The organism is Halomonas garicola (assembly GCF_055382465.1).
The window spans coordinates 219,252-239,635 of the sequence record NZ_AP043931.1 but is presented as its reverse complement, the minus strand read 5'-3'; the positions used below and the strand labels follow the sequence as shown (position 1 = coordinate 239,635).

The following is a 20,384-nucleotide window of genomic DNA, read 5'->3' as shown; positions in this document are numbered from 1 at the left end:
CGGCCGGGGCTTCTTTCAGCGCGGCGCGAGAATCGCCTCCAGCGCCCGGTCCAGGGTTTTATAGCGGAAGGTAAAGCCCGCCTGCTGCAGGCGCACCGGGCGCATGTCCGCCCCGGTGAGCAGCAGCCGCGACATTTCGCCAAGCCCCGCCTTGAGCACAAAGGCGGGCACCGGCAGCACCGCCGGGCGGTTGAGGGTTTTCGCCAGCGTCCGGGTAAACTCGGCGTTGGTCACCGGGTGCGGGGCACTGGCGTTAAACGCGCCGCTGGCGGAATCGCGCTCCAGCAGAAAGCGTATCGCCTCGACCAGGTCGTCGCGATGGATCCACGGCATGAACTGCCGGCCGCTGCCGAAGCGGCCGCCCAGCCCCCACTTGAACGGCGGCAGCATCTTCTCCAGGCTGCCGCCGCCTTCGCCGAGCACCAGCCCGATGCGCACGATCGCCGTGCGCACCCCGAGCGCCTCAATCTCGCCGGCGGCGGCCTCCCAGCGCGCGCATAGCCGATGGGCAAACTCGTCGTGGGGCGGCGTGTCTTCGCTAACCGCAGTGTCGTTCTGGTCAGCATCGTTTTGCTCTCCGTAGTAGCCCATGGCCGAGCCCGACACCAGCACCCGGGGCAGCGCCTCGCCGGCTTCACGCAGGGCTTCGCACAGCGCTAAAAGATCGCCGGTGGCGCGCAGGCGAGAGTCGATCATTTCGCGCTTCTGCGCCTCACTCCAGCGCTTGGCCGCAATGGACTCCCCGGCCAGGTTGACCAGCGCCGCCGGCGGAGCGTCGGCAAAGGCCGTCGCGCTTTCGCGCACGTCGCAGCCCTCGGGCAGTACCGCCCGAGCCTTTTCCGGCGAGCGCGATACCACCTGCAGCTCGTATCCCTGGCGCGCCAGGCTTTCGCACAGGCGCCGCCCAACAAAACCGCTACCGCCCGTTATCAGTACACGCATGGCAGGCTCCTTTTTATGGCTGACGACGTTCATGGCTGCCGAATGGCTCGGCACAGCCTCCCTTCAACTGTACTAAATATGTACAATATGGCTAACTTGTCACATACTTTTTTATCTTTTCCCGCAGCGCGCGGCGGTTGACAAGCGAGTGCCGCCGGCGGCACCGCACCGACCACGTTTTCACCACGGCATCCAAGAGGCACAGGCGGCCATGAGCAATCAGGCGACCCATCCACCCGATACCCCGCTGTACCCCATCCGGGAGGTTTCCCGGCTGACGGGTGTGAACTCGGTCACCCTGCGCGCCTGGGAGCGCCGCTACGGCCTGATCCGGCCCCAGCGCACGCCCAAGGGCCACCGCCTCTACGCCCAGGACGACATCACCCGCATCGAGCGCATTCTGCAGTGGCTCAACCGCGGCGTGCCGGTCAGCCAGGTGGCCGACCTGATCAACCAGCCGGAAGCCGTGGAAACCCCGGCTCCCACCAGCGACGACTGGGACAGCCAGCGCCGGCAGCTGATTACCCTGGTCGACGCGCTGAACACCCAGCGGCTGGAAATCCTCTACCACCAGAGCCTGGCGCTCTACCCGCTGGGCACGGCCGTCAGCGAGCTCTGGCAGCCGGTGATCAACGCGCTTGAGGCGCGCTGGCAGGAAACGCCGGACGTCGCCGCGCGCCGCGCGTTCGAGGCCCTGCTGCGAAGCCAAGTGGGCATCCGCCTGCACTACGCCAACCAGGCCACCCGGGGGCCGCTGGTGCTGCTCACGCCGCGCCCGGGCGAGCCCGGTCCGCTGTGGGTGCTGCTGGCCGCGCTGCTGGCAAGCGAGCAGGGTTATCGCGTGCAGCTGTTTGACCAGGGGCTGCCGCTGGACGCTCTGCCCCGGGCGGTATCGCGGCTGCATGCCTCCATGGTGCTGTTTGCCGGCGGGCGCATCCCCGCCGCTGCCCTGACGCTGCCGGACGGCGCCGCGCCGAGCGTGCCGGTAGGCCTGTGCGGGCCGGAACCCGGCGAGCCCCACGACGAGCGCGTCCACCAGCTGGGAGACGACCTGCCCCGGGCCGTGGCCAAGCTGCGCCCGCTGCTGCGCGAGTCCGGGGTGTTATAAGCCCGTCAGCTTCCCGATCACACAACGCCCCGGAGTTCGGCATGGCCCTGCAGCTGGTTTGGTTTCGCAGCGATTTACGCCTCCACGACAACCGCGCCCTGACCGCCGCGGCGGCCCGAGGGCCGGTGCTCGCCGTGTTTCTGCACAGCCCGGCCCAGTGGCAGGCCCACGGCCACGGCGCCAACAAGATCGATTTCTGGCGGCGCGGCGTGGCGGCGCTGGGCGATGCCCTCAAGGGCCTGAACATTCCGCTGCTGCAGCGCAGCGTTGAAAACTTTGACGACGCCCCGGAAACGCTTGCCGCCGTTGCCCGGGAGTACGGCGCCGAGACCCTGCACTTCAACCGCGAATATCCGCTCAACGAGCAGCGCCGGGACGCGGCCGTCCAGGCCGCGTTCAGCGCCGAGGGCCTTGGCTCCCACGGCTACCACGACGCCGTGGCCTTTGCCCCGGGAGAGCTTCTTACCGGCAAGGGCGACTACTACGGCGTATTTACGCCTTTCGCCAACGCCTGGCACCGCCACCTTACCGCCGAACGCCTGGCGCTTGCCGACGCGCCGCCCGCCCAGGCGCCGCTGGATATCGCCAACGACCCATTGCCAACTCTCGATACCGCGCTGGCCGACGCGGCCATTGTTGGCCACCAGTGGCCCGCCGGGGAGGACGCCGCCGCCGATCGTCTGGCCCGCTTTCTACGCTATCGCGGCCGGCACTACCGTGAGCAGCGGGATTTTCCCGGCGTGCGCGGCACCAGCGAGCTCTCGCCCTACCTGGCGCTGGGGATGATCTCTTATCGCCAGTGTATGAACGCGGTGATGACGGAAAACGACGGCCAGCTCGCTGAGGGCGATGCGGGCCTGGCCGCCTGGGTCAACGAGCTGATTTGGCGCGAGTTCTACCAGCACGTGGCGGCGGGCTTTCCCCGGGTGTGCCGCTACCAGCCCTTCAAGGAAAGCACCCTGGCGCTTGAGTGGCGCGACGACGACGCCGGCTTTGCCGCCTGGTGCGAAGGGCGCACCGGCTACCCGCTGGTAGACGCCGCCATGCGCCAGCTCGTCGCTACCGGCTGGATGCACAATCGTCTGCGCATGGTCACGGCGATGTTTCTGGCCAAGCACCTGCTCATCGACTGGCGGCGCGGCGAGGCCTTCTTTTTGCACCACCTTGTCGACGGCGAGCTCTGCTCAAACAACGGCGGCTGGCAGTGGGCGGCCTCCACCGGCACCGACGCCGTGCCCTACTTCCGCCTCTTCAACCCCACCACCCAGTCCACCCGCTTTGACCCCGACGGCGAGTTCATCGCCCACTGGCTCCCCGAGCTTGCCCCGCTCCCGCCCCGAGCGCGCCACAACCCACCGGCCGCCGAACGCGGCAGGCTCGGCTATCCCAAGCCTATCGTTGACCACAGGGCCGCCCGCCAGCGGGCGCTGGACGCGTTCAAGGCGCTCGGCTGACCGGGGAGGCCTGCGGCATCGCCCGGCGCCAGTGTCATTGCGAAGCAATCTCGGGGTTTGTTGCTACCGGCACCGTAAGGAGATCGCCACGTCGCTTCGCTCCTCGCGATGACGCATCGTCTGCTCACTAATCCCACGGAGTCCGCCATGCCCCAGAGCGCGGCGTTGGAGGCGTTCTGCGCCTTCTTCAATAATCTCGACAAGGATTGTACAAAAAGTCTGTACGATGTATATACTCAGGACGTGGTGTTCATTGATCCGCTGCACCGCATTGAGGGCGCCCGGGCGCTTGAGGCCTATTTCGCCGGCATGTACGAAAACGTTCGCGACTGCCGCTTTGACTATCACGACACCCGGCAGGACGGCGACACGGCCTTTGTGATCTGGACGCTGCACTTTGTCCACCCGCGGCTCAACGGCGGGCAGAGGATCAGCGTCGAGGGCTGTACCCGGCTGCGCTTTGCCGCCGACGGCGAAGACGGCGCCGAGCGCTGCCACTTCGACGCCACGCTCATGCTTGACGGCATACCGGCCACCCGGGGCGCGCTTATCGCCACGCTTGCCCGCCAGCCGGGCATGAGCCTGAAGACATTCGCCGGCATCCATCTCCAGGCGTTCCGGCTGTGGCGCAAGGGCGTGCCGATTCACGACCACCCAGGCAGCGGCCCTGACGGCCACAGCGACTCAGACCAACATCGGGAGACGCCGCCAAGCGCGAGATGGATGTCATCAAGCGCTATATTTTTCCCGGCGGGTTTCTGCCCTCCCACCAGGCCATGGTGTCGAGCCTGGCGCGGAAAACCTCGCTCAACGTGCTGGGGCTCGACGAGATCGGCCCCCACTACGCGCGCACCCTGCGCGAGTGGCGCCACCGCTTCGAGGCAAACCTCGAGCAGGTACGCCGGCTCGGCTACGACGAGCGCTTTATCCGCATGTGGCGCTACTATCTATGTTACTGCGAGGGCGGTTTTCTCGAACGGACCATCGGCACCTGCCAGCTGCTGCTGGCAAGGCCCGGCGCGCGGACGGCGCCGCTTGTCGGCGCGCCGTGACGCGGCAGCGGCCTTGACCGCCACTCCCATCGTGCGCGTCTTTGAACAGCAACGTGCGTGCATTCAGCGGTTTCGGGAAGTAGACTAGTCGGGCCTTGCGGGTCGCGACCCGGTACCTCGCCTCGGCACGGGTAGCCGCACGCGGCCTTTGATCATTTCGACACTCGGAACAATTCAGTGACCAAGCAACACTCTTTTGATCGCGACGAACTGCTGGCCTGCTCGCGCGGCGAGCTATTCGGCCCGGGCAACGCCCAGCTGCCGGCGCCCAATATGCTCATGCTCGACCGCATTACGAACATCAGCGAAATCGGCGGCGAACACGACAAGGGCGAGCTGATTGCCGAGCTGGATATCAGCCCCGACCTGTGGTTTTTTGACTGCCACTTCCCCGGTGACCCGGTGATGCCCGGCTGCCTGGGGCTGGACGCCATGTGGCAGCTGGTGGGCTTTTATCTTGGCTGGCTTGGCCACCCCGGCCGCGGACGGGCGCTCGGCTGCGGCGAGGTCAAGTTCTCCGGCCAGATTTTACCCGAGGCGCAAAAGGTCACCTATCGCATCAACATCAAGCGCGTGATTACACGACGCCTGATTCTGGGCATGGCCGACGGCACCGTGGCCGTCGACGGACGCGATATTTACCAGGCTAATGATTTACGCGTTGGCCTATTCACCTCCACCGCGAACTTTTAACAGGAGGCTCCCATGCGACGAGTGGTAGTCACCGGCCTGGGCATCGTTTCGTGCTTGGGCAACGATCAGCAACAGGTGTTGGACGCGCTGAAAAGCGGACGCAGCGGCATCAACTTCAAGCAGGACTACGCCGATCTGGGCTTTCGCAGCCACGTCGCCGGCAGCATCGACATCGACCTGGAAGCGCTCATTGACCGCAAGCTGCGCCGCTTCATGGGCGACGCGGCGGCCTACGCCTACGTCTCCATGGCCCAGGCCATCGAGGACTCGGGCCTGGCCCCCGACCAGGTATCCAGCGAGCGCACCGGGCTGATCGCCGGTTCCGGCGGTGCGTCGAGCTCCAACCAGGTGGAAGCCGCCGACGTGCTGCGCGAACGCGGCCTGCGTCGCGTGGGGCCCTACCGCGTGACCCGCACCATGGGCAGCACGGTATCGGCCTGCCTGGCCACGCCCTTTGCCATCAAAGGGGTCAACTACTCGATTTCGTCGGCCTGCGCGACCTCGGCACACTGCATCGGCAACGCCATGGAGCAGATACAGCTGGGCAAGCAGGACGTGGTCTTCGCCGGCGGCGGCGAGGAAGAGCACTGGACGCTGTCCTGCCTGTTCGACGCCATGGGCGCGCTTTCCACCCACTACAACGACACCCCGGAAAAAGCCTCGCGCGCCTACGACAAGGCCCGGGACGGCTTTGTCATCGCCGGCGGCGGCGGCATGCTGGTGCTCGAAGAGCTTGAGCATGCCCGCGCCCGCGGGGCGAAGATCTACGGCGAGCTGGTGGGCTACGGCGCCACCTCCGACGGCGTCGACATGGTCGCCCCGTCCGGTGAGGGCGCCACGCGCTGCATGCGCCAGGCGCTGGCCACGGTCAACGGCGATATCGACTACATCAACACCCACGGCACCTCGACCCCGGTGGGCGACGTGTCCGAGCTAAAGGCCGTGCGCGAGGTGTTTGGCGACACCACGCCGGCGATGAGCTCGACCAAGTCGCTGACCGGCCATTCCCTGGGCGCCACCGGCGTGCAGGAGGCGATCTATTCGCTATTGATGATGCAGCACGAGTTCGTTGCCGCCTCGGCCAACGTCGACAACCTCGACGACCAGGCCGACGGCTTTGACATCGTCACCGAGCGCCGGGACGGCGTGAAGCTTGAGCGCGTCCTCACCAACAGCTTCGGCTTTGGCGGCACCAACGCCTGTTTGGTGTTCGAGCGCATGCAGGACTGACGCCGCAAGCCGGCGTGAAGCCGGCATGCTAGGTACGCTCATAAAAACGGCGCCTTCGGGCGCCGTTTTTGTGTCGCTATTGGCCCGGCGACGGCCGCGCTAGGGCCGCGGCGGGCGAGCGACGTCGGAAATTTCATCAAGCTGGCCCTCGATCCAGGCTTCCACCTCGGCCATCACCGCATCCGGCGTTTTGCCCGCCGTCTCGATGGGCGCGCCGATGCGCACCCGCAGTACCCCCGGCTGCTTGACCCAATGGCGCCCGGGCCAGCGCTCGCCGGCGTTGTGCGCCACCGGCAGCACCGGCACGCCGGCACGGCAGGCGATCACGCTGCCGCTTTTGTTGTAGCGGCGGCGCACGCCGGGGTCGACCCGGGTGCCCTCGGGAAAGATCAGCACCGAAAGCCCGCTTTGCAGCCGCGCCACGCCCTGGGTCAGCACCTGCTTCAGCGCCCGGGAGGGGCGCGAGCGGTCGAGGCTGATCGGGCGCAGCAGCCGCAGTCCCCAGCCGAAGATGGGGATGTTCAGCAGCTCGCGCTTGAGCACCGTGCACACCGGCGGCATCATCACCTGAAGAAACACGGTTTCCCATTCGCACTGGTGGTTGGCCTGGATCACGCAGGCGCCCTTGGGCAGGTGCTCGCGGCCGCGGATGTCGTAGCGCACGCCGCAGGCCAGGCGAAACCAGCGGATCAGGAAGTGATTGTAGAGGTTGAGCAGCCGGTAGCGCCCGGCCAGCGGCAGAAACGGCGCGACCGGCAGCAGCAGCACGCCGCACACCAGCATCGCGGAAAAGTAGCCGACATAGAAAATGCCGCTGCGCAGCACGTTGATCACGAGGCGCCTCCCTCGCGGCCGGCGGTCGGCGCGTCCCGGGTCAGGCACCAGGCATCCAGCATGCGCTCAACCTCCAGCCGCCAGGGCTTCTGATGCACGCCAAACACCTTCAGCACCCGACGGCAGTTTAGCACGCGATAGAGCTTGGCATCGTGGTGGTGGTTCAGCGCCTGAACCTCGCCCAGCGCCAGCGTTTCGCCCCGCCCGTCCAGGTGCGTCGCCAGCTGGGTGCGCACCACCGAGGTAAAGCCAAACGCGCTGACCGGCTCGATGCCGGCCAGGTGGTAGGCGCCCCAGGCGCTGACGCCGCAGCCCAGCTGCTGCAGCATCCCGATCAGCGCAAGCGCCACGGCGTCCGCCGAGGTGGGGCAGAAAATCACGTCTTCGGCGGCGCGCACGTTGTCGCCGGCCACCAGGCTATCGATCACCTGACCCAGCCAGGCATGGCTGCCTTCCAGGGCGAAGAGCGGCCCCAGCCGTACAATCAGGTGACGATGGTATTCCGCGCGGATACGATCGCCGGTCTGCACCAGCCGCCGCAGGCTGGCATCCCGGGGCTCGGGCACCAGATGCTCGTCGATGGGCTCGCTATAGCCGTCTTCGTAAAGCTGATCGGAAACGCACCAGACCAGCGCCACGTCCCGGGAGAGGCAGGCATCCAGGCAGGCCTCCACGGCGTTGGCATGGGCCGTCACCTCGGCCGGCGCCAGGTTCAGCGGGCTTGACAGCGGCGGCACGATCACCGCATCCGGCGCAACCTCGTCAAGCCGCTCGGGCGTGACTTGAGTGGCCGCTTCGATCACCAGCCGAGTGTCGGAGCGCCGCCTCGCTTCGCGCGCCAGCGCCAGGCTCAGGCAGTGTCCGGCATCCAAAATCAAAAGCTTCACAAAACGCCTCTCCGTTATCCGTTCGGGCCACCGGCCGGCGCCTGCGCTGCCCCGCAAAACAGGCGCCCAAGGCGTGCTACTTTACCGGATCCCTATCGGTGGCAAAAGCGCTATACACCGACTGCCGCGGTGTCTATGCTGTTTGGCACTGCCCTCGTTAAAGGCCTGACGACGCTCTGCCGGGCGCTGCTCTGTCAAGGCCGCTGACTCAACGGAGATGGCCATGCCGACAACCGCATTTTCCCTTGACTCATCCGCCGCGCCCAAAACGATCCGCTGCAAGCGCGCCTACGACTCACCCGCCGCCGACGACGGCTATCGCGTCCTCGTGGACGGCATGTGGCCGCGCGGCGTCAGCAAGCAGGCGCTCAAGCTCGACGACTGGCAAAAGGCGCTGGCGCCGTCCAAGAAGTTGCGCCAGTGGTTCGGCCACGACCCTTCGCTGTGGGCGGGATTCTACCAGAAGTTCTTTCACGAGCTGGAGCACAGCGACGAGGCCCGCGAGGCGCTGTCCGCCCTGCTCGACGCCTGTCACGGAAAAACCCTGACGCTGGTCTATGCGGCAAAGGACGAGTCGCACAACAACGCCGTGGCGCTGAAACAGTTCATCGAGCACCACACCGCCTGACACCACGAGCCGCCGGCACCTGCATCTCACTATCGATGCATGAGCGCCCGCCTGGCTTAAAAACTTGCCGGCAACGCAAAAGCCCGGCCCGCCGCTGTTTGAGCGTACGGGCCGGGCTTTTTTCGTGCGCCGCGTTTTACGGCAAAGGCCGCCGCGCTAGACCATGTCGCGACGTTCCTTTTGCGCCTGGCGGCGATCGCGGAGAACCGCGCGGCAGATCAGGACCAGCACGCCAAGGGTCAGCGCCGGCCAGATCAGTACGTAAAAGCCCATTAATGCGGTCATCAATACGTCTCCTTTTTCAGTGGTACGCCGCGGTTCAGGACTGAGCGACGGGCTGGCCGGCGGTTTCCGGCGACTTGTCCGGCTTGCCGGTATCCAGGCTTTCCGTCTCCGCGGTGTCGTCGTAGTCGCCCACGCGCTTGCGGATGAGATCGAAGTCAAAGGGCGCTTCCTTGCTGGCAAGGCTCATCACCACGCACACCAGGGTGCTGGTGCCGTAGGCTGTGAGCGAGGCCAGCAGCACGGTGTATTCGCGCAGGAAACCGGTGGCGAACACCAGCATTCCCACCAGCGCCAGCAGGCCGGCCACGCCCCCTGCGATGCGACCGAGAAAGCCGAAGGCCATCAGGGCGATGATGATACCGCCGCCGATGCTTGCCAGCAGCTCGAACATCAGGCCCGAGGCACCCGCCAGGGGCAGCACTTCAAAGCGTGCCAGCGAGAACATGACCATGGCGACGATCACCGAGGTGGTAAACGCCCTGTTGGTCACGCGGCCCCAGAAGCAGCTGGCAATCACCGGGAAGACGATCGCCCCCCAGAGCGCGCCGACAAACACCAGCATGACCAGAATATCCAGCGAGAAGCTGGCAAAGACAATGCCCACCGCGGTGGCGGTAATCATGGTCAGCCGGCCTACCATCAGCATGCGGTCGGGGTCGGCATTGCCCTTGGCGATGTTCTTGCCGTAGACGTCGGCCATCATGATCGCAGAAAGCGCCGAGAGGTCGGAGTCCGCAGTAGACGAAAGCGAACCGATCACCAGAATGAAAAACAGGGCGATGAACACCGGCGGCAGGTAGCCCGAGACCATCTGCGGAATGAGGTTGTTCATGTTGCCGTTCATCGGCTCAATACCCAGCGTCAGCGCCATCAGGCCGATCATGCCAAGGCCGATGACAATCGCCCCGTAGCCCACGGTGGCGGTGAGGAAAGTCGGCTTGATGTGGTCTTCGTTGACCGCAAACAGGCGCTGGGAAATGGTCTGGTTACCGATGGCATAGGCCAGCACGGCCACGAAGAACGGCGCACCCTGTTCAAGGACCGCTTCGCTGGAGAAGAAGTTGGCCTGCTCGGGCGTGAGGTTGTCCAGCCCAGCGACCAGCTCGGTGGGGCCGCCCATGGCAAAAAACACCGCGGGGATGATCACCACGGCGATGGCCATCAGCGCCACCAGCTGGGAAAAGTCGGTAATGACCGAGGCGCGAAAGCCCGACCAGAGGGTATACAGCAGCACGCCGACGCCGGAAATGATTACCCCGGCCTGAAACGACAGCGGCGACAGCACCGAGACCAGCGCGCCGGCGGCGGTGAAATTGACCATCAGGCTGATGATGCTGCCCATGATGTTGGAAATCGCCAGAATCAGCTGGCTGGAGCTGCCGTGGCGGGCGTGGATCAGCTCGCCCAGGGTTGCCGCGCTGGGGGCGAGCTTGCGAAAGCGCTTGCCGAACGGATAAATGAACAAAATCATCAGCGCGCCCCAGAGCCCGTAGTGAATGGGGCCGGACACGCCGTACTGATAGCCCGACGTGGCCGCGGCGTAAAACGAGGCCGCCCATATCCAGGTGGCGGTCATGCTGGCCGCACCGATACCGAAGCCGATGCGGTGGTTGGATACCATGAAGGCGTCGGCATCTTCGTTTTTCTTGCGGATGCCTAACGTCAAAAGGTAGGTGCCGCCGTAAAACGCCAGCAGCAGCAGCAGCACGGTCCAGATGGAAAACTGATATAACGATTCGCTATTCAAGGGCAACTCCCCGTTGGTGGAACACACGTACCCGCAGGCACAACGTTGGTGCGGGTACAGCGGATGGTTACAGGTACAGCAAAGAAGCGATGTCGGCGTCCGGCGTGCGGGTGCTAAAGCCCCAACCTGCGCGCAGCGCAGGGGGCGTTACCGGCTTGCGGAGAAGCGCGGCGTTGGCAGCAAAAAACGCACGGCGTGCCAATGACGGCCGTTCAGACGCTACCCCGAAAAGAGCCGGGGCGGCGGGCGGCGCGGCATGCAGCGGCCGGCGTCGGAATAGTGGGATGGCATGGCTGCCCTCTCCTATTATCGATGACGTTAGCCGACATAAAATCGAAGCGGCCGGAGGCGATACTGCGCGTGGGCAGCGCCGTCACGGCGTTCGTGGAAAGGCCTCGGCGGTGGAAAAGCAGGTGCCGAGGATGTCGCTACCCTACAGCCCCCCGGGGGCAAAGTCCAACCGGCGGCGCATAGGGGGTTAGCGCCTCCTCGCTTGCGGGCACCACAGGGCATTGTGGGCAGGTTATGCCCGAGTGGGCGCCCAGGCGTTGAGCACACGGTCGAGCAGCGCCATCACCAGCACCGTTAGCGCCATGGCGACGCACATCGAGGTGAAGCGGTAAACCGCGCTATAGACCAGGTCCTGATGGGGCGACAGGTACTGGCCGAACAGAATGCCAAGCGTGGTCAGCCCGCCAAAGCCCACGCCGGAACCCGCACGCTCGAGAATGTGCGCCCGGGCAAACAGCATCAGCCCCGCCCAGTACACCAGCGCCACCAGTAAAAAGTGCTGGCTCTGGGTATACAGCAGCAGCTGGACAAACACCGCCAGATTGCAGCCCAGAAGCGTGCCCACTACTCGCTTGCGCGCAGAAAGCCGCGCGCCGGGGTAGCCCAGCGCAAACAGAATCAGCACCGTGGACATCTGCGCCGACAGCGAATCGCGCAGGTCAAAGACCTGAAATACCACAAAGGAGAGCGTGACGGTAATCGTCCCGATCAGGGTTTCGTGGCGAATGCGCGAGGGCGTTTTGGTATTTTTGGGCGGCGGCTGGCGCGGCGCCACGTCGGGGAAGACCACGTGCATCAGCCCGGCAATGGCCACGGCCAGCACGCTTGCCACCACGTTGCTGGTGAAGAGATCGGCGAGGTCCACCTCGGGATAGCTGGCAAAGTGCAAAAGGATGCTCAGCGTCAGCACGCCGTTGGCGCCGAAGAGGAAAAAGGGCCCCCGGGCCATGAGCCGGAAGCGCGTATAAAACAGCCCGAAGGCAAAGCCCAGCATCACCGGCGGCAGATGCTGGGTGAGCCCCACCACCAGGCTGACCTCCACGCAGTTGACCAGCGCATTACCCAGAAACTGGCGTACCACGTGGCCGTTGAGCACCGGCAGTATGCCCAGCAGAAACATCGGAAACACGGTGAAGAAGACCCCGTAGTTCCAGTCCATCAGCTGGCTGATGACAAAGCCCAGCGCCGCGCCGCAGGCCACGCGCAGGCACTGGCGCAGGTCATTTTCATCCAGCGCCGCGTGGCCCGTGGTGGGCCCGGCGGCAACAGCCTCAGTAGACATGGTGCGAAAGGCTCAACAGCCACACCTGAGCCCGAGCAAGGGCGTAAGCCACCGGGTGTTCAGAAGGCGCCAGCTGCACCGTGGCCCGAGCGCCGGTGGGCGGCAGCGCCTCGGGCGGATTCTCCAGGCGCAGGTGCGTGCGCAGGCGCTGGGCATCGCGCACCCAGCGGTCAGTGGTGGGGATATGCACAAGGTTACCGTCGGGCTGTATCTGGCCGTCGCGCACGCCGGCGTCAAGCGACGTGATCCGGGCTGCGTACGCCTTGCCCGGGCGAGCATCGAAGGCCACCCAGGCGCGGTCGCCGGCAGCCACGTGGCGCAGGCTTTTCTCGCGGAAGTCGGCGACGATATCCAGCCGATCGCCCACGCTTGCCATCACCGGCTTGCCGGCGCTGACGCTATCGCCCACGTCAAGCTGCAGGTTGCTGATATAGCCGTCCTGCTCGGCGCGCACCGCCGTGCGGCGCAGATCAAGCTGGGCTGTCGCCAGCGCGTTGCGCGCCTTGCGCCGCTGCAAGTTATCCTCGCCGCTTTGACCGCGCTGCACTTCCAGCGCGGTCACCCGCGCCCGGGCGGCCTGTGCCGCAGCCTTGCCCGCCCGGGCATCGGCGCTTGCGGTATCGAACCGCTGGCGCGACATGCTGCCGCGCTTGACCAGCGTGGCGGCCCGGGCGCGCTCCTGCTCGAGCTCATCGGCGAGCGTCTGCTGGCGGGTCAGGCTGGCCCTGGCCTCGGCCAGGTCTGCCTCCAGCCGGGCGTTATCGCGCCGCGCCTGGGAAAGCGCCAGCCGGGCCTTTTCCACCGCCAGCCGGTAAGGTGCCGGATCAACGCGGAACAGCACGGCACCGCGATGCACCCGGGCGTTGTTGCTTACGTTCATCTCGACCACCTGCCCGCTGACCCGGGGTGCCACGCGAACTACGTCGCGCAGGGCGCGGGCCTGGGGCGTTGCCGGCATCCAGCTATCGGCCAGCACGAAGTACACAAACAGCACGACAAACAGCGCGATCGCCGCGCGCACCCAGCGGGCAAAACGCTGCTCCGGGGTCATGGGATTCTCTCTGACGGGCGGAAAGGAAAAACGAAAAAAATCGGCGAATCAAAACGATTCGCCGATGTAGCGCAGGCCGCTACCCAGCAACATCTGCTGCCAGACGGTATCACTACGCCATCGGGCAACGGGCATTGAATAACATGGCAACATGGTTAGTCGGCTAAACATATCATGAATTAGCCGACTCACAAAGCGCGCGCCGTCAGACCTTTTTCACAAACTCGGACTTGAGCTTCATCGGGCCGATGCCGTCGATCTTGCAGTCGATGTCATGATCGCCTTCCACCAGGCGGATGTTCTTGGCCTTGGTGCCGACCTTGACCACCGTCGACGAGCCTTTGATCTTCAAGTCCTTGATCACGGTAATGCTGTCGCCGTCCTGGAGCATATTGCCGTAGGCATCGCTGGCCAGCGGCGCGTCGGGCTCGTCTTCCACCGCGCCGTCGATCACCCATTCGTGGGCGCACTCGGGGCAGATCAGCAGCTGCTGGTCTTCATAGGTGTACTCTGAGCCGCACAGGGGGCAAGGAGGTAGCTGACTCATGGGGGATCCTCACAGGGTCAATAAAACAGGGGCAAAATGAAACAAGGGCAAATGCCACGCACGCCAGTCTAGCAAAAACCGCTGCCGGGCGAGCGCGGGGGCCACCCTTGCACCGCCGGCAGGTAATATGGAAAGCTTTTCCATTATCCGGCATGCCTGCGGCAACGCGGGCACCGGCCTATACGCACGAGGGAAAGGAGAGCCGCTATGTCATCACTGCCGCGCGTCCACCTGGCCGCCACCGCCCACGAGCCCGCCGTGGCGCTGCCCGCCGTCGGCCAGGGCACCTGGTTCATGGGCGAAAACCTGAGCCCCCGCGAAGATGAGGTCCGCGCCCTGCAGCACGGCCTGGATCAGGGCCTGACGCTTGTCGACACCGCCGAGATGTACGGCAACGGCGGCGCCGAGGAGGTCGTTGGCGAGGCCCTTGCCGGCCGCCGCGACGACGCCTTTCTGGTGTCCAAGGCGTTTCCCTGGAACGCCGGGCGCGACAGCGCTATCGCCGCCTGCGAGGCCAGCCTCAAGCGGATGCACACCGACTACCTGGACCTCTACCTGCTGCACTGGCCCGGGGGCATCCCGCTGGACGAGACCCTGGAAGCCTTCGAGCGCCTGCGCGCCGACGGCAAGATCCGCCGCTTCGGCGTGTCCAACTTCGACGTTGACGAAATCGACGCCCTGTACAGCCTCGCCGGCGGCGACGCCTGCGCGATCAACCAGGTGCTTTACCACCTGGGCTCCCGGGGCATCGAGCACTCGCTGCTGCCTTGGATGCGCGAGCGCCGGATGCCCGCCATGGGCTACTGCCCGCTGGCTCAGGGCGGCGGCCTGCGGCGCAAGCTGCTGGATAACCCCGAGGTAGAGAGCATCGCCGCTGACCTGAACATCACCTCCGCCCAGCTGCTGCTGGCCTGGGCCATTCGCCCGCGGGACTTTGCCGGCAATACCGATCGGCGCGACGTCATCGCCATCCCCAAGGCGTCGCAGACCGACCACGTAGCGCAAAACGCCGCGGCGCTTGGCGTAGCGCTCGATGACGACATCTGCCGCCGGCTGGACGCGGCGTTTCCGCCGCCCAGGGGCAAAGAGCCGCTGGATATCGTTTAACCCGCGCGCACAGTTGCCCGCCTGCCTCCAGCCGCGCAGCCCTCCCCTATTTCCCGCCGGCACCCGTGTGCCGGCTTGTCACGACTTTGCACATTATCGGCTTGATCTCTACGCCGGCGGATAGGACAATTGAAGAACGTTAAAAAACGCTGTTCGCAAACGCGTTGCGCCTCTTCACCTTTTGTGCTTTGCCTGTTGCGAACGCCGTGTTCCTGAAAGGAGGACACCATGAAAAACCTGACACTTGCTACTCTGACCGCCGCCGTCCTTGCTGCCGGCATCGCCACCACCGCCCAGGCTCAGCAGCCGGTTCAGGCCACGCCCTACGTCGGCGCCGATGCCATGTTCTGGAAACTCAACCCGGACCACCACAGCAGCCGCAACGACGTTGGCCTGCGGGTTAACGGCGGCATGAAGTTCAACGAATTCTTCGCTCTGGAAGGCCAGCTGGGTACCGGCGGTTCCGACGGCTACGCCGATCTTGACTACCTGGCCGGCATTTATGCCAAGGGTATTCTGCCGGTAACGCCGCAGGCTCGCCTGTACGGCATGGTAGGCGGCACCCGGGTAAACGCTGACTACGGCGGCAGCGATTCCGACGTGTCCTACGGCGCCGGCGCCGAGATGGATATCGCCCCCAACCTGGCGCTGGGTGCCGACTATATGCGCTACCTGGACAAGTCCGACTACACCTTTGATGCCGCAAGCGTGGGGCTCAGCTACCGCTTTTAATGCCCCGGCATCGCCGGCACGCTCGTTGCAAAAACGCCCCGCAAAAGCGGGGCGTTTTACGTTAACGGTCCATGCCGGGAAGCCGAATGCTTGCCAGCCTATCCAGCACCTTGCCCGGGCGGCTTGCGCCGTCGTTGCAGAGCTGCACCGCCGTCGCTGCCGCCAGCCCAAACAGCGCGGCACCGGCGATATCCAGCGGAAAATGCACGCCGACGAAAACCCGGGCCAGACCCCCCATGGCGGAAAGCCCGAGTAGCACAGCGCCGATCGCGCGGGTGCGGGCCTCGATCGCCAGCACAAAGGCAATCGCAAACAAAAAGGTCGTATGATCCGACGGGAAGGAGGCATCCGGGGCATGGGATAAAAGGCCCAGCCCCAGATCACCCGCGAAAGGGCGCGGATGAAAGTAAAAAAGCGACACCGCGTAGCTGGCGCCAAGCCCCAGCAGTACGGCACCGCCCGCTTTCAGACTGGCCTTTTTACGCGCCGGCTCGGGGCTGAACCACAGAGTGGCCAGCACCAGCATGAAGACGTACGGCATCACCTCGGCCGCGGCGATGGCCAGCGTATCCAGCAAGTCATGCTGGCCGGCGTATCGGTTGATCAGCAAAAACGCTGATACGTTAAAACTTTCCATCGATTTGTTTAGCGCTCAGCGTTTTTCTGACGTTGATGCGTTAATCGTCATCGTCCACTTCGTGACCGATAACCCCGCCCACTGCGGCACCGCCCACGGTACCCGCCGTGCTGCCGCCGGTCAGTACCGAGCCGCCCACGGCGCCGGCGCCGGCACCCACGGCGGTATTCCTGTCCTGATCCGACATGTTGGAGCAGGCAGCAAGGCCCAGCATCAGCGCCAGCGTAGCGGTGACCATACCGGCTTTTTTCAGCGTATTAACCGATGTTACGTGCATAACACACCTCGTTATCGTGGATTCACATCTATCTTAGGGTCTGTTGACGTTTCATGGCAGGGGTATTGGCAGGATAGGGGCAAGCTCACAGAATAAAGGTTCCTAAGCCAACAAACTGCAAGCCTGCCATGCCCCGACAAATGCTCACGGATGAACACTGGCCGAAGCTGAAATCTATCCTGCTTCAACAAGGTATTTATGACAAGACCGATCTGCGTACCACGGTGGAAGGCATCCTTTATCGGATGCGAACCGGCTGCCCGTGGCGGGACCTACCGGAGGCGTTTGGCCCCTGGAACACGGTCTACAAGCGCTTCAACGCCTGGTCAGCGAGTGGAAAGCTGATGAGGATTTTCATCTCTCTGGTGGAAGATCCTGATGTCGAGTGGCTATTTATTGATGGTTCCTACGTCAAGGCTCACCAAGATAGCACTGGGGCTGCCACGGAAGATGCAGAAGCCATTGGCAAAAGTCGTGCAGGCAATACCAGCAAGATCCACTTGGCCGTGGATGCTTATGGGTTGCCGATCGCCTTCAGAATAACCGGGGGTGAAGTGCACGACAGCACGGAAGCCCAGGCATTGATTGACGGTTTGCCGGCAGGTGACGCGCTGGTGGCTGACAAAGGCTATGACAGTGAACGTATCCGTGAGCAGGTCGAAGCCAAAGGAATGGCTGCCGTCATTCCACGCAGGCGTAACTCGAAAAAAGGAAATGCCAATCTGGACAGAGGGTTATATCGCTACCGGCATCTGGTTGAGAATGCCTTTGCTCGATTGAAACCGTATCGCGCCATTGCGACGCGCTACGATAAGCTCAAACGAAATTACGAAAGCATGGTGGCCTTGGCATGCGGCTTTTTATGGCTACCAATGTGAAACGTCAACAGGCCCTAGCACGCTCACCACCCCTCAACGGGACGCCGTTGTGAAGAAAATACGAAGATACAGCCGTACAAGCGAAGGGCGTCCCCTGCGGCCCTCCACGCTGCCGGTCACAGCGGGGCAGTCAGCAAAAAGGGGCGACACGCTGCTTGCGTGCCGCCCCTTCGCTGCTCAAGAAATAATCGATATCAGGCGCTGCGCGTTACCACGCGGCGTCTTCGCCCTCACCCTCCTGGGCGCCGCCGGGCTGTTCGCTTTGGGCTTCGCTGTCCGGCTCGTCGTAGCTGCCCGGCAAGCCGTCCTGCTCATCCTGCGGGGCGTCGGCGGCGTCACCGGACATGGCCGGCGGTGCACTCTGCCCGGCATCGGCGGGCGGCTCGGGCCGGGAGTTGCTGATCTGATCGTCCTGACCGGACGGCTGCTCCATGGTGCCCTGGTCGTCGGCGCTATCGACCCCTTCGTCAGCGGCACCGGCAACTCCGATACCCCCGACGCTCAACGCGCCCGCGGCCAGCAGAGCAAGGACGCTTTGCTTCTTAGCATAAGGAAATAAACGCATGATGATCACTCCAATCTCTTTGCCTGGTACGCCAATAAAATGACTGCTGACACAGGCGCGAAGCGCATCGCTTCTTTTTGCCTGTTACTCATCAGTCAGCGTCAACGCGGCAAAGTTTCCGCGCCGGCGCCGCCAAAAGGGCCAAACAATGTGTAAATCATCCGCTGCGAGGAGCCGCTACCGCCGCAGCTCGTCCAGAAGTTCGATGGAGCGCAGGCGGTCTTCTCGGGCATAAACGTCGGTAACCACCATCAGCTCGTTGGCTCCGGTTTGCTCAAGAAAGGCGTCTAAGCCTTCGCGCACGCCGTCGGGGTCGCCGACCACCGCCGCGCCCAGGTTCTGGGCCACGGCGGCCTGTTCCCGGGGCGACCAGTCAAGCGATTCCGCCGGCGGCAGAGTGCGGGTGCTCCGCCCCCGGTGCAGATTGAGAAACTTCTGCTGGGCGGTGGTATTCAGGTAGTGGGCGTAAGAGTCGCTTTCGGCCACGACCACCGGCATACCCACCATGGCGTAGGGCTCATCGAGCACGTCCGACGGGCGGAACTCCCGGCGGTATAGCGCCAGCGCTTCCAGCAGATAGCCGGGCGCAAACTGCGCGGCGAAGGCAAACGGCAGCCCCAGCCGCCCGGCAAGCTGAGCGCTGTAGCCGCTGGAGCCCAGCAGCCAGAGGGGCACGTGGGTATCCTGGCCGGGCACGGCGCGAATGCGCTGCTCGGGGCCCGGCGTGCCCAGGTAGCGGCGCAGCTCTTCAAGGCGCTCGGGGAAATCCTCCACCCCGGCAAACGGATCCCGGCGCAGGGCACGCATGGTCGCCCTGTCGGACCCCGGCGCCCGGCCAAGGCCCAGGTCAATCCGCCCGGGGTACAGCGTTTCGAGGGTGCCAAACTGTTCGGCAATCACCAGCGGCGAGTGGTTGGGCAGCATGATGCCGCCGCTGCCCACGCGGATGTTTTGCGTCTGGCCGGCGACGTGGCCAATCAACACCGAGGTTGCCGCGCTGGCGATGCCGTCGATGTTGTGATGCTCTGCCAGCCAGTAGCGGTTGTAGCCCAGCGCATCGGCCCGCCGAGCCAGCGCCACGCTGTCGTCAAAAGCTTCACCGGCGCTGCCGTCGTGGCGGATAGGCGCCAGATCCAGCACCGAAAGCGGCGTCTCACGAAGTAACGACATATCGGCCTCACTGTTCAGGAAAGTTACGTCAGGAAAGTTACGTCAGGAAAGTCACCTCAGAAAAGGGCACGCCCCGATCGAGGGTCAGCCTGCCTCGATTGAAGATAAGAGAATGGCGGTATAACATCCGTCACGCGCTATTCGCTAGGGTGTGTTAACAATCATTAGTTTCGTTTAAACTGATTTAGTATTCATAGATTTTGGTGGGCCATGAGTCGGTTGAAGTTACGCGATGATCAGTGGGAGCGAATCGAGCACCTGCTCCCCGGCAAAGCCTCAGACTGTGGGGTAACTGCCAAGGACAATCGCCTGTTCGTGGAAGCCGTGCTCTGGATCGCTCGGACCGGCGCCCCGTGGCGTGATCTTCCCGAATCTTTTGGGCGCTGGCACACCGTCTGCATGCGGTATAACCGTTGGTCACGAAAGGGCGTTTGGCAGCGTATTTTTGACACAGTAGCCGACGATCCCGATCTAGAGCAGCTGATGATCGACGGTAGCATCGTCAGGGTGCACCAGCATGGAGCGTCAAAAAAAACACGCAAGACGTCGAAGCCATGGGCAAATCTCGAGGCGGATTGAGCACCAAAATTCATGCCGCAGTCGATGCGTTAGGTAACCCAGTACGATTGGTTCTCACACCGGGCCAGGCGTCGGAGTATGGTGCTGCTCCCGCTCTACTGGAAGGTTTTTCCCCGCAAGCGGTGCTGGGCGACAAGGGGTATGACTCCACTGCTCTGCGGGACATGATTCAGGCCGCAGGTGCCGAGCCGGTGATTCCTCCGAAAAAGAATCGTTTGGCGCGCATTGAAGTAGACTGGCACTGTTACCAAGATCGCAATCTGGTGGAGAGGTTCTTTCAGAAAATCAAGAAGTTCCGGCGGTTATCTACACGCTATGAGCGACTGGCAAGAAACTACCAGTCACTCCTCTGCCTCGTGTCAGCCGCCATATGGCTGGCCTAATTGTTAACGCCCCCTAGTATTCATA

At 64.3% G+C, this 20,384-nt stretch carries 21 protein-coding genes and 2 pseudogenes; 11 read left to right on the top strand and 12 right to left on the bottom strand.

The features are described 5' to 3' along the window. Window positions 1-15 precede the first annotated feature (15 nt). Window positions 16-942, bottom strand: a complete 927-nt coding sequence (locus ACZ46Y_RS01400; RefSeq protein WP_311956120.1) for a TIGR01777 family oxidoreductase — start codon at window positions 940-942, stop codon at window positions 16-18. 211 nt (window positions 943-1,153) lie between these two features. Here ACZ46Y_RS01400 and ACZ46Y_RS01395 point away from each other — a divergent pair, with 211 nt between their 5' ends. The 6 genes and pseudogenes from ACZ46Y_RS01395 (at window position 1,154) to fabB (ending at window position 6,479) form a co-directional block, all read left to right on the top strand. Further along, window positions 1,154-2,050 (top strand): MerR family transcriptional regulator, encoded by an 897-nt coding sequence (locus tag ACZ46Y_RS01395; RefSeq protein WP_460541206.1) that lies wholly within the window; start codon window positions 1,154-1,156, stop codon window positions 2,048-2,050. A gap of 41 nt (window positions 2,051-2,091) precedes the next feature. Then, complete coding sequence (phrB, locus tag ACZ46Y_RS01390; protein ID WP_311957485.1) at window positions 2,092-3,504, top strand: deoxyribodipyrimidine photo-lyase; 1,413 nt, start codon at window positions 2,092-2,094, stop codon at window positions 3,502-3,504. A 108-nt stretch (window positions 3,505-3,612) separates the two neighbouring features. Continuing rightward, window positions 3,613-4,101, top strand: a pseudogene (locus ACZ46Y_RS01385) (nuclear transport factor 2 family protein); the annotation flags it as partial. A gap of 107 nt (window positions 4,102-4,208) precedes the next feature. Next, window positions 4,209-4,556, top strand: a pseudogene (locus ACZ46Y_RS01380) (class I SAM-dependent methyltransferase); the annotation flags it as partial. Window positions 4,557-4,733: 177 nt separating this feature from the next. Continuing rightward, window positions 4,734-5,249: a 3-hydroxyacyl-[acyl-carrier-protein] dehydratase FabA gene (gene fabA, locus ACZ46Y_RS01375; RefSeq protein WP_311957486.1), complete on the top strand. Its 516-nt coding sequence runs from the start codon at window positions 4,734-4,736 to the stop codon at window positions 5,247-5,249. A 12-nt stretch (window positions 5,250-5,261) separates the two neighbouring features. After that, complete coding sequence (fabB, locus tag ACZ46Y_RS01370) at window positions 5,262-6,479, top strand: beta-ketoacyl-ACP synthase I (protein ID WP_311957488.1); 1,218 nt, start codon at window positions 5,262-5,264, stop codon at window positions 6,477-6,479. A gap of 99 nt (window positions 6,480-6,578) precedes the next feature. Here fabB and ACZ46Y_RS01365 read toward each other — a convergent pair whose 3' ends face one another. Further along, the gene (locus ACZ46Y_RS01365; RefSeq protein WP_311957490.1) at window positions 6,579-7,313 is read right to left on the bottom strand and encodes a lysophospholipid acyltransferase family protein; all 735 of its coding nucleotides are present in this window, start codon (window positions 7,311-7,313) and stop codon (window positions 6,579-6,581) included. Then, window positions 7,310-8,200, bottom strand: coding sequence for a sugar nucleotide-binding protein (locus ACZ46Y_RS01360; RefSeq protein ID WP_311957493.1), 891 nt, complete (start codon window positions 8,198-8,200; stop codon window positions 7,310-7,312). The genes ACZ46Y_RS01365 and ACZ46Y_RS01360 overlap by 4 nt, the downstream gene beginning before the upstream one ends. 223 nt (window positions 8,201-8,423) lie before the next feature. On the opposite strand from ACZ46Y_RS01360, the gene ACZ46Y_RS01355 reads away from it, so the two are divergent. Continuing rightward, complete coding sequence (locus ACZ46Y_RS01355; RefSeq protein ID WP_311957495.1) at window positions 8,424-8,828, top strand: DUF488 domain-containing protein; 405 nt, start codon at window positions 8,424-8,426, stop codon at window positions 8,826-8,828. 156 nt (window positions 8,829-8,984) lie between these two features. Here ACZ46Y_RS01355 and ACZ46Y_RS01350 read toward each other — a convergent pair whose 3' ends face one another. The 5 genes from ACZ46Y_RS01350 to ACZ46Y_RS01330 form a co-directional block, all read right to left on the bottom strand. Further along, complete coding sequence (locus ACZ46Y_RS01350) at window positions 8,985-9,113, bottom strand: putative transporter small subunit (protein WP_311957496.1); 129 nt, start codon at window positions 9,111-9,113, stop codon at window positions 8,985-8,987. Window positions 9,114-9,147: 34 nt separating this feature from the next. Beyond that, entirely contained in the window at window positions 9,148-10,860 is a 1,713-nt protein-coding gene (locus ACZ46Y_RS01345) for a sodium:solute symporter family protein (RefSeq protein WP_311957500.1), read from the bottom strand. A gap of 523 nt (window positions 10,861-11,383) precedes the next feature. Then, complete coding sequence (locus ACZ46Y_RS01340) at window positions 11,384-12,433, bottom strand: DUF2955 domain-containing protein (RefSeq protein WP_311957503.1); 1,050 nt, start codon at window positions 12,431-12,433, stop codon at window positions 11,384-11,386. Then, on the bottom strand, window positions 12,423-13,484 hold the full coding sequence (locus ACZ46Y_RS01335) for an HlyD family secretion protein (RefSeq protein WP_311957507.1): 1,062 nt from the start codon (window positions 13,482-13,484) through the stop codon (window positions 12,423-12,425). Before ACZ46Y_RS01335 ends, ACZ46Y_RS01340 begins: the two co-directional genes overlap by 11 nt. 205 nt (window positions 13,485-13,689) lie before the next feature. Further along, window positions 13,690-14,031, bottom strand: a complete 342-nt coding sequence (locus ACZ46Y_RS01330; protein WP_311957518.1) for a zinc ribbon domain-containing protein YjdM — start codon at window positions 14,029-14,031, stop codon at window positions 13,690-13,692. Window positions 14,032-14,238: 207 nt separating this feature from the next. Between ACZ46Y_RS01330 and ACZ46Y_RS01325 the strand changes: the two genes are divergently transcribed. Both ACZ46Y_RS01325 and ACZ46Y_RS01320 read left to right on the top strand, forming a co-directional pair. After that, on the top strand, window positions 14,239-15,138 hold the full coding sequence (locus ACZ46Y_RS01325; RefSeq protein ID WP_311957522.1) for an aldo/keto reductase: 900 nt from the start codon (window positions 14,239-14,241) through the stop codon (window positions 15,136-15,138). 228 nt (window positions 15,139-15,366) lie between these two features. Continuing rightward, a complete protein-coding gene (locus ACZ46Y_RS01320) occupies window positions 15,367-15,870 on the top strand; it encodes a porin family protein (RefSeq protein WP_311957530.1) in 504 nt (167 codons plus the stop codon). 61 nt (window positions 15,871-15,931) lie between these two features. Here ACZ46Y_RS01320 and ACZ46Y_RS01315 read toward each other — a convergent pair whose 3' ends face one another. Together ACZ46Y_RS01315 and ACZ46Y_RS01310 are read right to left on the bottom strand one after the other, a co-directional pair. Then, complete coding sequence (locus tag ACZ46Y_RS01315) at window positions 15,932-16,480, bottom strand: undecaprenyl-diphosphatase (RefSeq protein WP_460541216.1); 549 nt, start codon at window positions 16,478-16,480, stop codon at window positions 15,932-15,934. Window positions 16,481-16,547: 67 nt separating this feature from the next. Next, complete coding sequence (locus ACZ46Y_RS01310) at window positions 16,548-16,784, bottom strand: glycine zipper 2TM domain-containing protein (RefSeq protein WP_311957533.1); 237 nt, start codon at window positions 16,782-16,784, stop codon at window positions 16,548-16,550. A 128-nt stretch (window positions 16,785-16,912) separates the two neighbouring features. Here ACZ46Y_RS01310 and ACZ46Y_RS01305 point away from each other — a divergent pair, with 128 nt between their 5' ends. After that, window positions 16,913-17,662: an IS5 family transposase gene (locus ACZ46Y_RS01305; RefSeq protein WP_311881913.1), complete on the top strand. Its 750-nt coding sequence runs from the start codon at window positions 16,913-16,915 to the stop codon at window positions 17,660-17,662. A 208-nt stretch (window positions 17,663-17,870) separates the two neighbouring features. On the opposite strand, the gene ACZ46Y_RS01300 is transcribed toward ACZ46Y_RS01305, so the two are convergent. Together ACZ46Y_RS01300 and ACZ46Y_RS01295 are read right to left on the bottom strand one after the other, a co-directional pair. Next, window positions 17,871-18,227 carry a hypothetical protein gene (locus tag ACZ46Y_RS01300; RefSeq protein WP_311957746.1) on the bottom strand — a complete coding sequence of 119 codons (357 nt, stop codon included), beginning with the start codon at window positions 18,225-18,227 and terminating at the stop codon, window positions 17,871-17,873. A gap of 177 nt (window positions 18,228-18,404) precedes the next feature. After that, window positions 18,405-19,397 carry an LLM class flavin-dependent oxidoreductase gene (locus tag ACZ46Y_RS01295; protein WP_311957747.1) on the bottom strand — a complete coding sequence of 331 codons (993 nt, stop codon included), beginning with the start codon at window positions 19,395-19,397 and terminating at the stop codon, window positions 18,405-18,407. A 210-nt stretch (window positions 19,398-19,607) separates the two neighbouring features. Here ACZ46Y_RS01295 and ACZ46Y_RS01290 point away from each other — a divergent pair. Next, a protein-coding gene (locus tag ACZ46Y_RS01290) for an IS5 family transposase (RefSeq protein WP_464380067.1) occupies window positions 19,608-20,359 on the top strand; the annotation gives its coding sequence in 2 pieces (ribosomal slippage) (window positions 19,608-19,940 and window positions 19,943-20,359; 750 coding nt in all). Window positions 20,360-20,384: the final 25 nt, after the last annotated feature.

Coding starts and splice junctions, on each gene's coding strand:
- ACZ46Y_RS01400 (WP_311956120.1), bottom strand. CDS start 942: ATGCGTGTACTGATAACGGGCGGTAGCGGTTTTGTTGGGCGGCGCCTG.
- ACZ46Y_RS01395 (WP_460541206.1), top strand. CDS start 1,154: ATGAGCAATCAGGCGACCCATCCACCCGATACCCCGCTGTACCCCATC.
- phrB (WP_311957485.1), top strand. CDS start 2,092: ATGGCCCTGCAGCTGGTTTGGTTTCGCAGCGATTTACGCCTCCACGAC.
- fabB (WP_311957488.1), top strand. CDS start 5,262: ATGCGACGAGTGGTAGTCACCGGCCTGGGCATCGTTTCGTGCTTGGGC.
- ACZ46Y_RS01355 (WP_311957495.1), top strand. CDS start 8,424: ATGCCGACAACCGCATTTTCCCTTGACTCATCCGCCGCGCCCAAAACG.
- ACZ46Y_RS01350 (WP_311957496.1), bottom strand. CDS start 9,113: ATGACCGCATTAATGGGCTTTTACGTACTGATCTGGCCGGCGCTGACC.
- ACZ46Y_RS01340 (WP_311957503.1), bottom strand. CDS start 12,433: ATGTCTACTGAGGCTGTTGCCGCCGGGCCCACCACGGGCCACGCGGCG.
- ACZ46Y_RS01335 (WP_311957507.1), bottom strand. CDS start 13,484: ATGACCCCGGAGCAGCGTTTTGCCCGCTGGGTGCGCGCGGCGATCGCG.
- ACZ46Y_RS01330 (WP_311957518.1), bottom strand. CDS start 14,031: ATGAGTCAGCTACCTCCTTGCCCCCTGTGCGGCTCAGAGTACACCTAT.
- ACZ46Y_RS01325 (WP_311957522.1), top strand. CDS start 14,239: ATGTCATCACTGCCGCGCGTCCACCTGGCCGCCACCGCCCACGAGCCC.
- ACZ46Y_RS01320 (WP_311957530.1), top strand. CDS start 15,367: ATGAAAAACCTGACACTTGCTACTCTGACCGCCGCCGTCCTTGCTGCC.
- ACZ46Y_RS01310 (WP_311957533.1), bottom strand. CDS start 16,784: ATGCACGTAACATCGGTTAATACGCTGAAAAAAGCCGGTATGGTCACC.
- ACZ46Y_RS01305 (WP_311881913.1), top strand. CDS start 16,913: ATGCCCCGACAAATGCTCACGGATGAACACTGGCCGAAGCTGAAATCT.
- ACZ46Y_RS01300 (WP_311957746.1), bottom strand. CDS start 18,227: ATGCGTTTATTTCCTTATGCTAAGAAGCAAAGCGTCCTTGCTCTGCTG.
- ACZ46Y_RS01295 (WP_311957747.1), bottom strand. CDS start 19,397: ATGTCGTTACTTCGTGAGACGCCGCTTTCGGTGCTGGATCTGGCGCCT.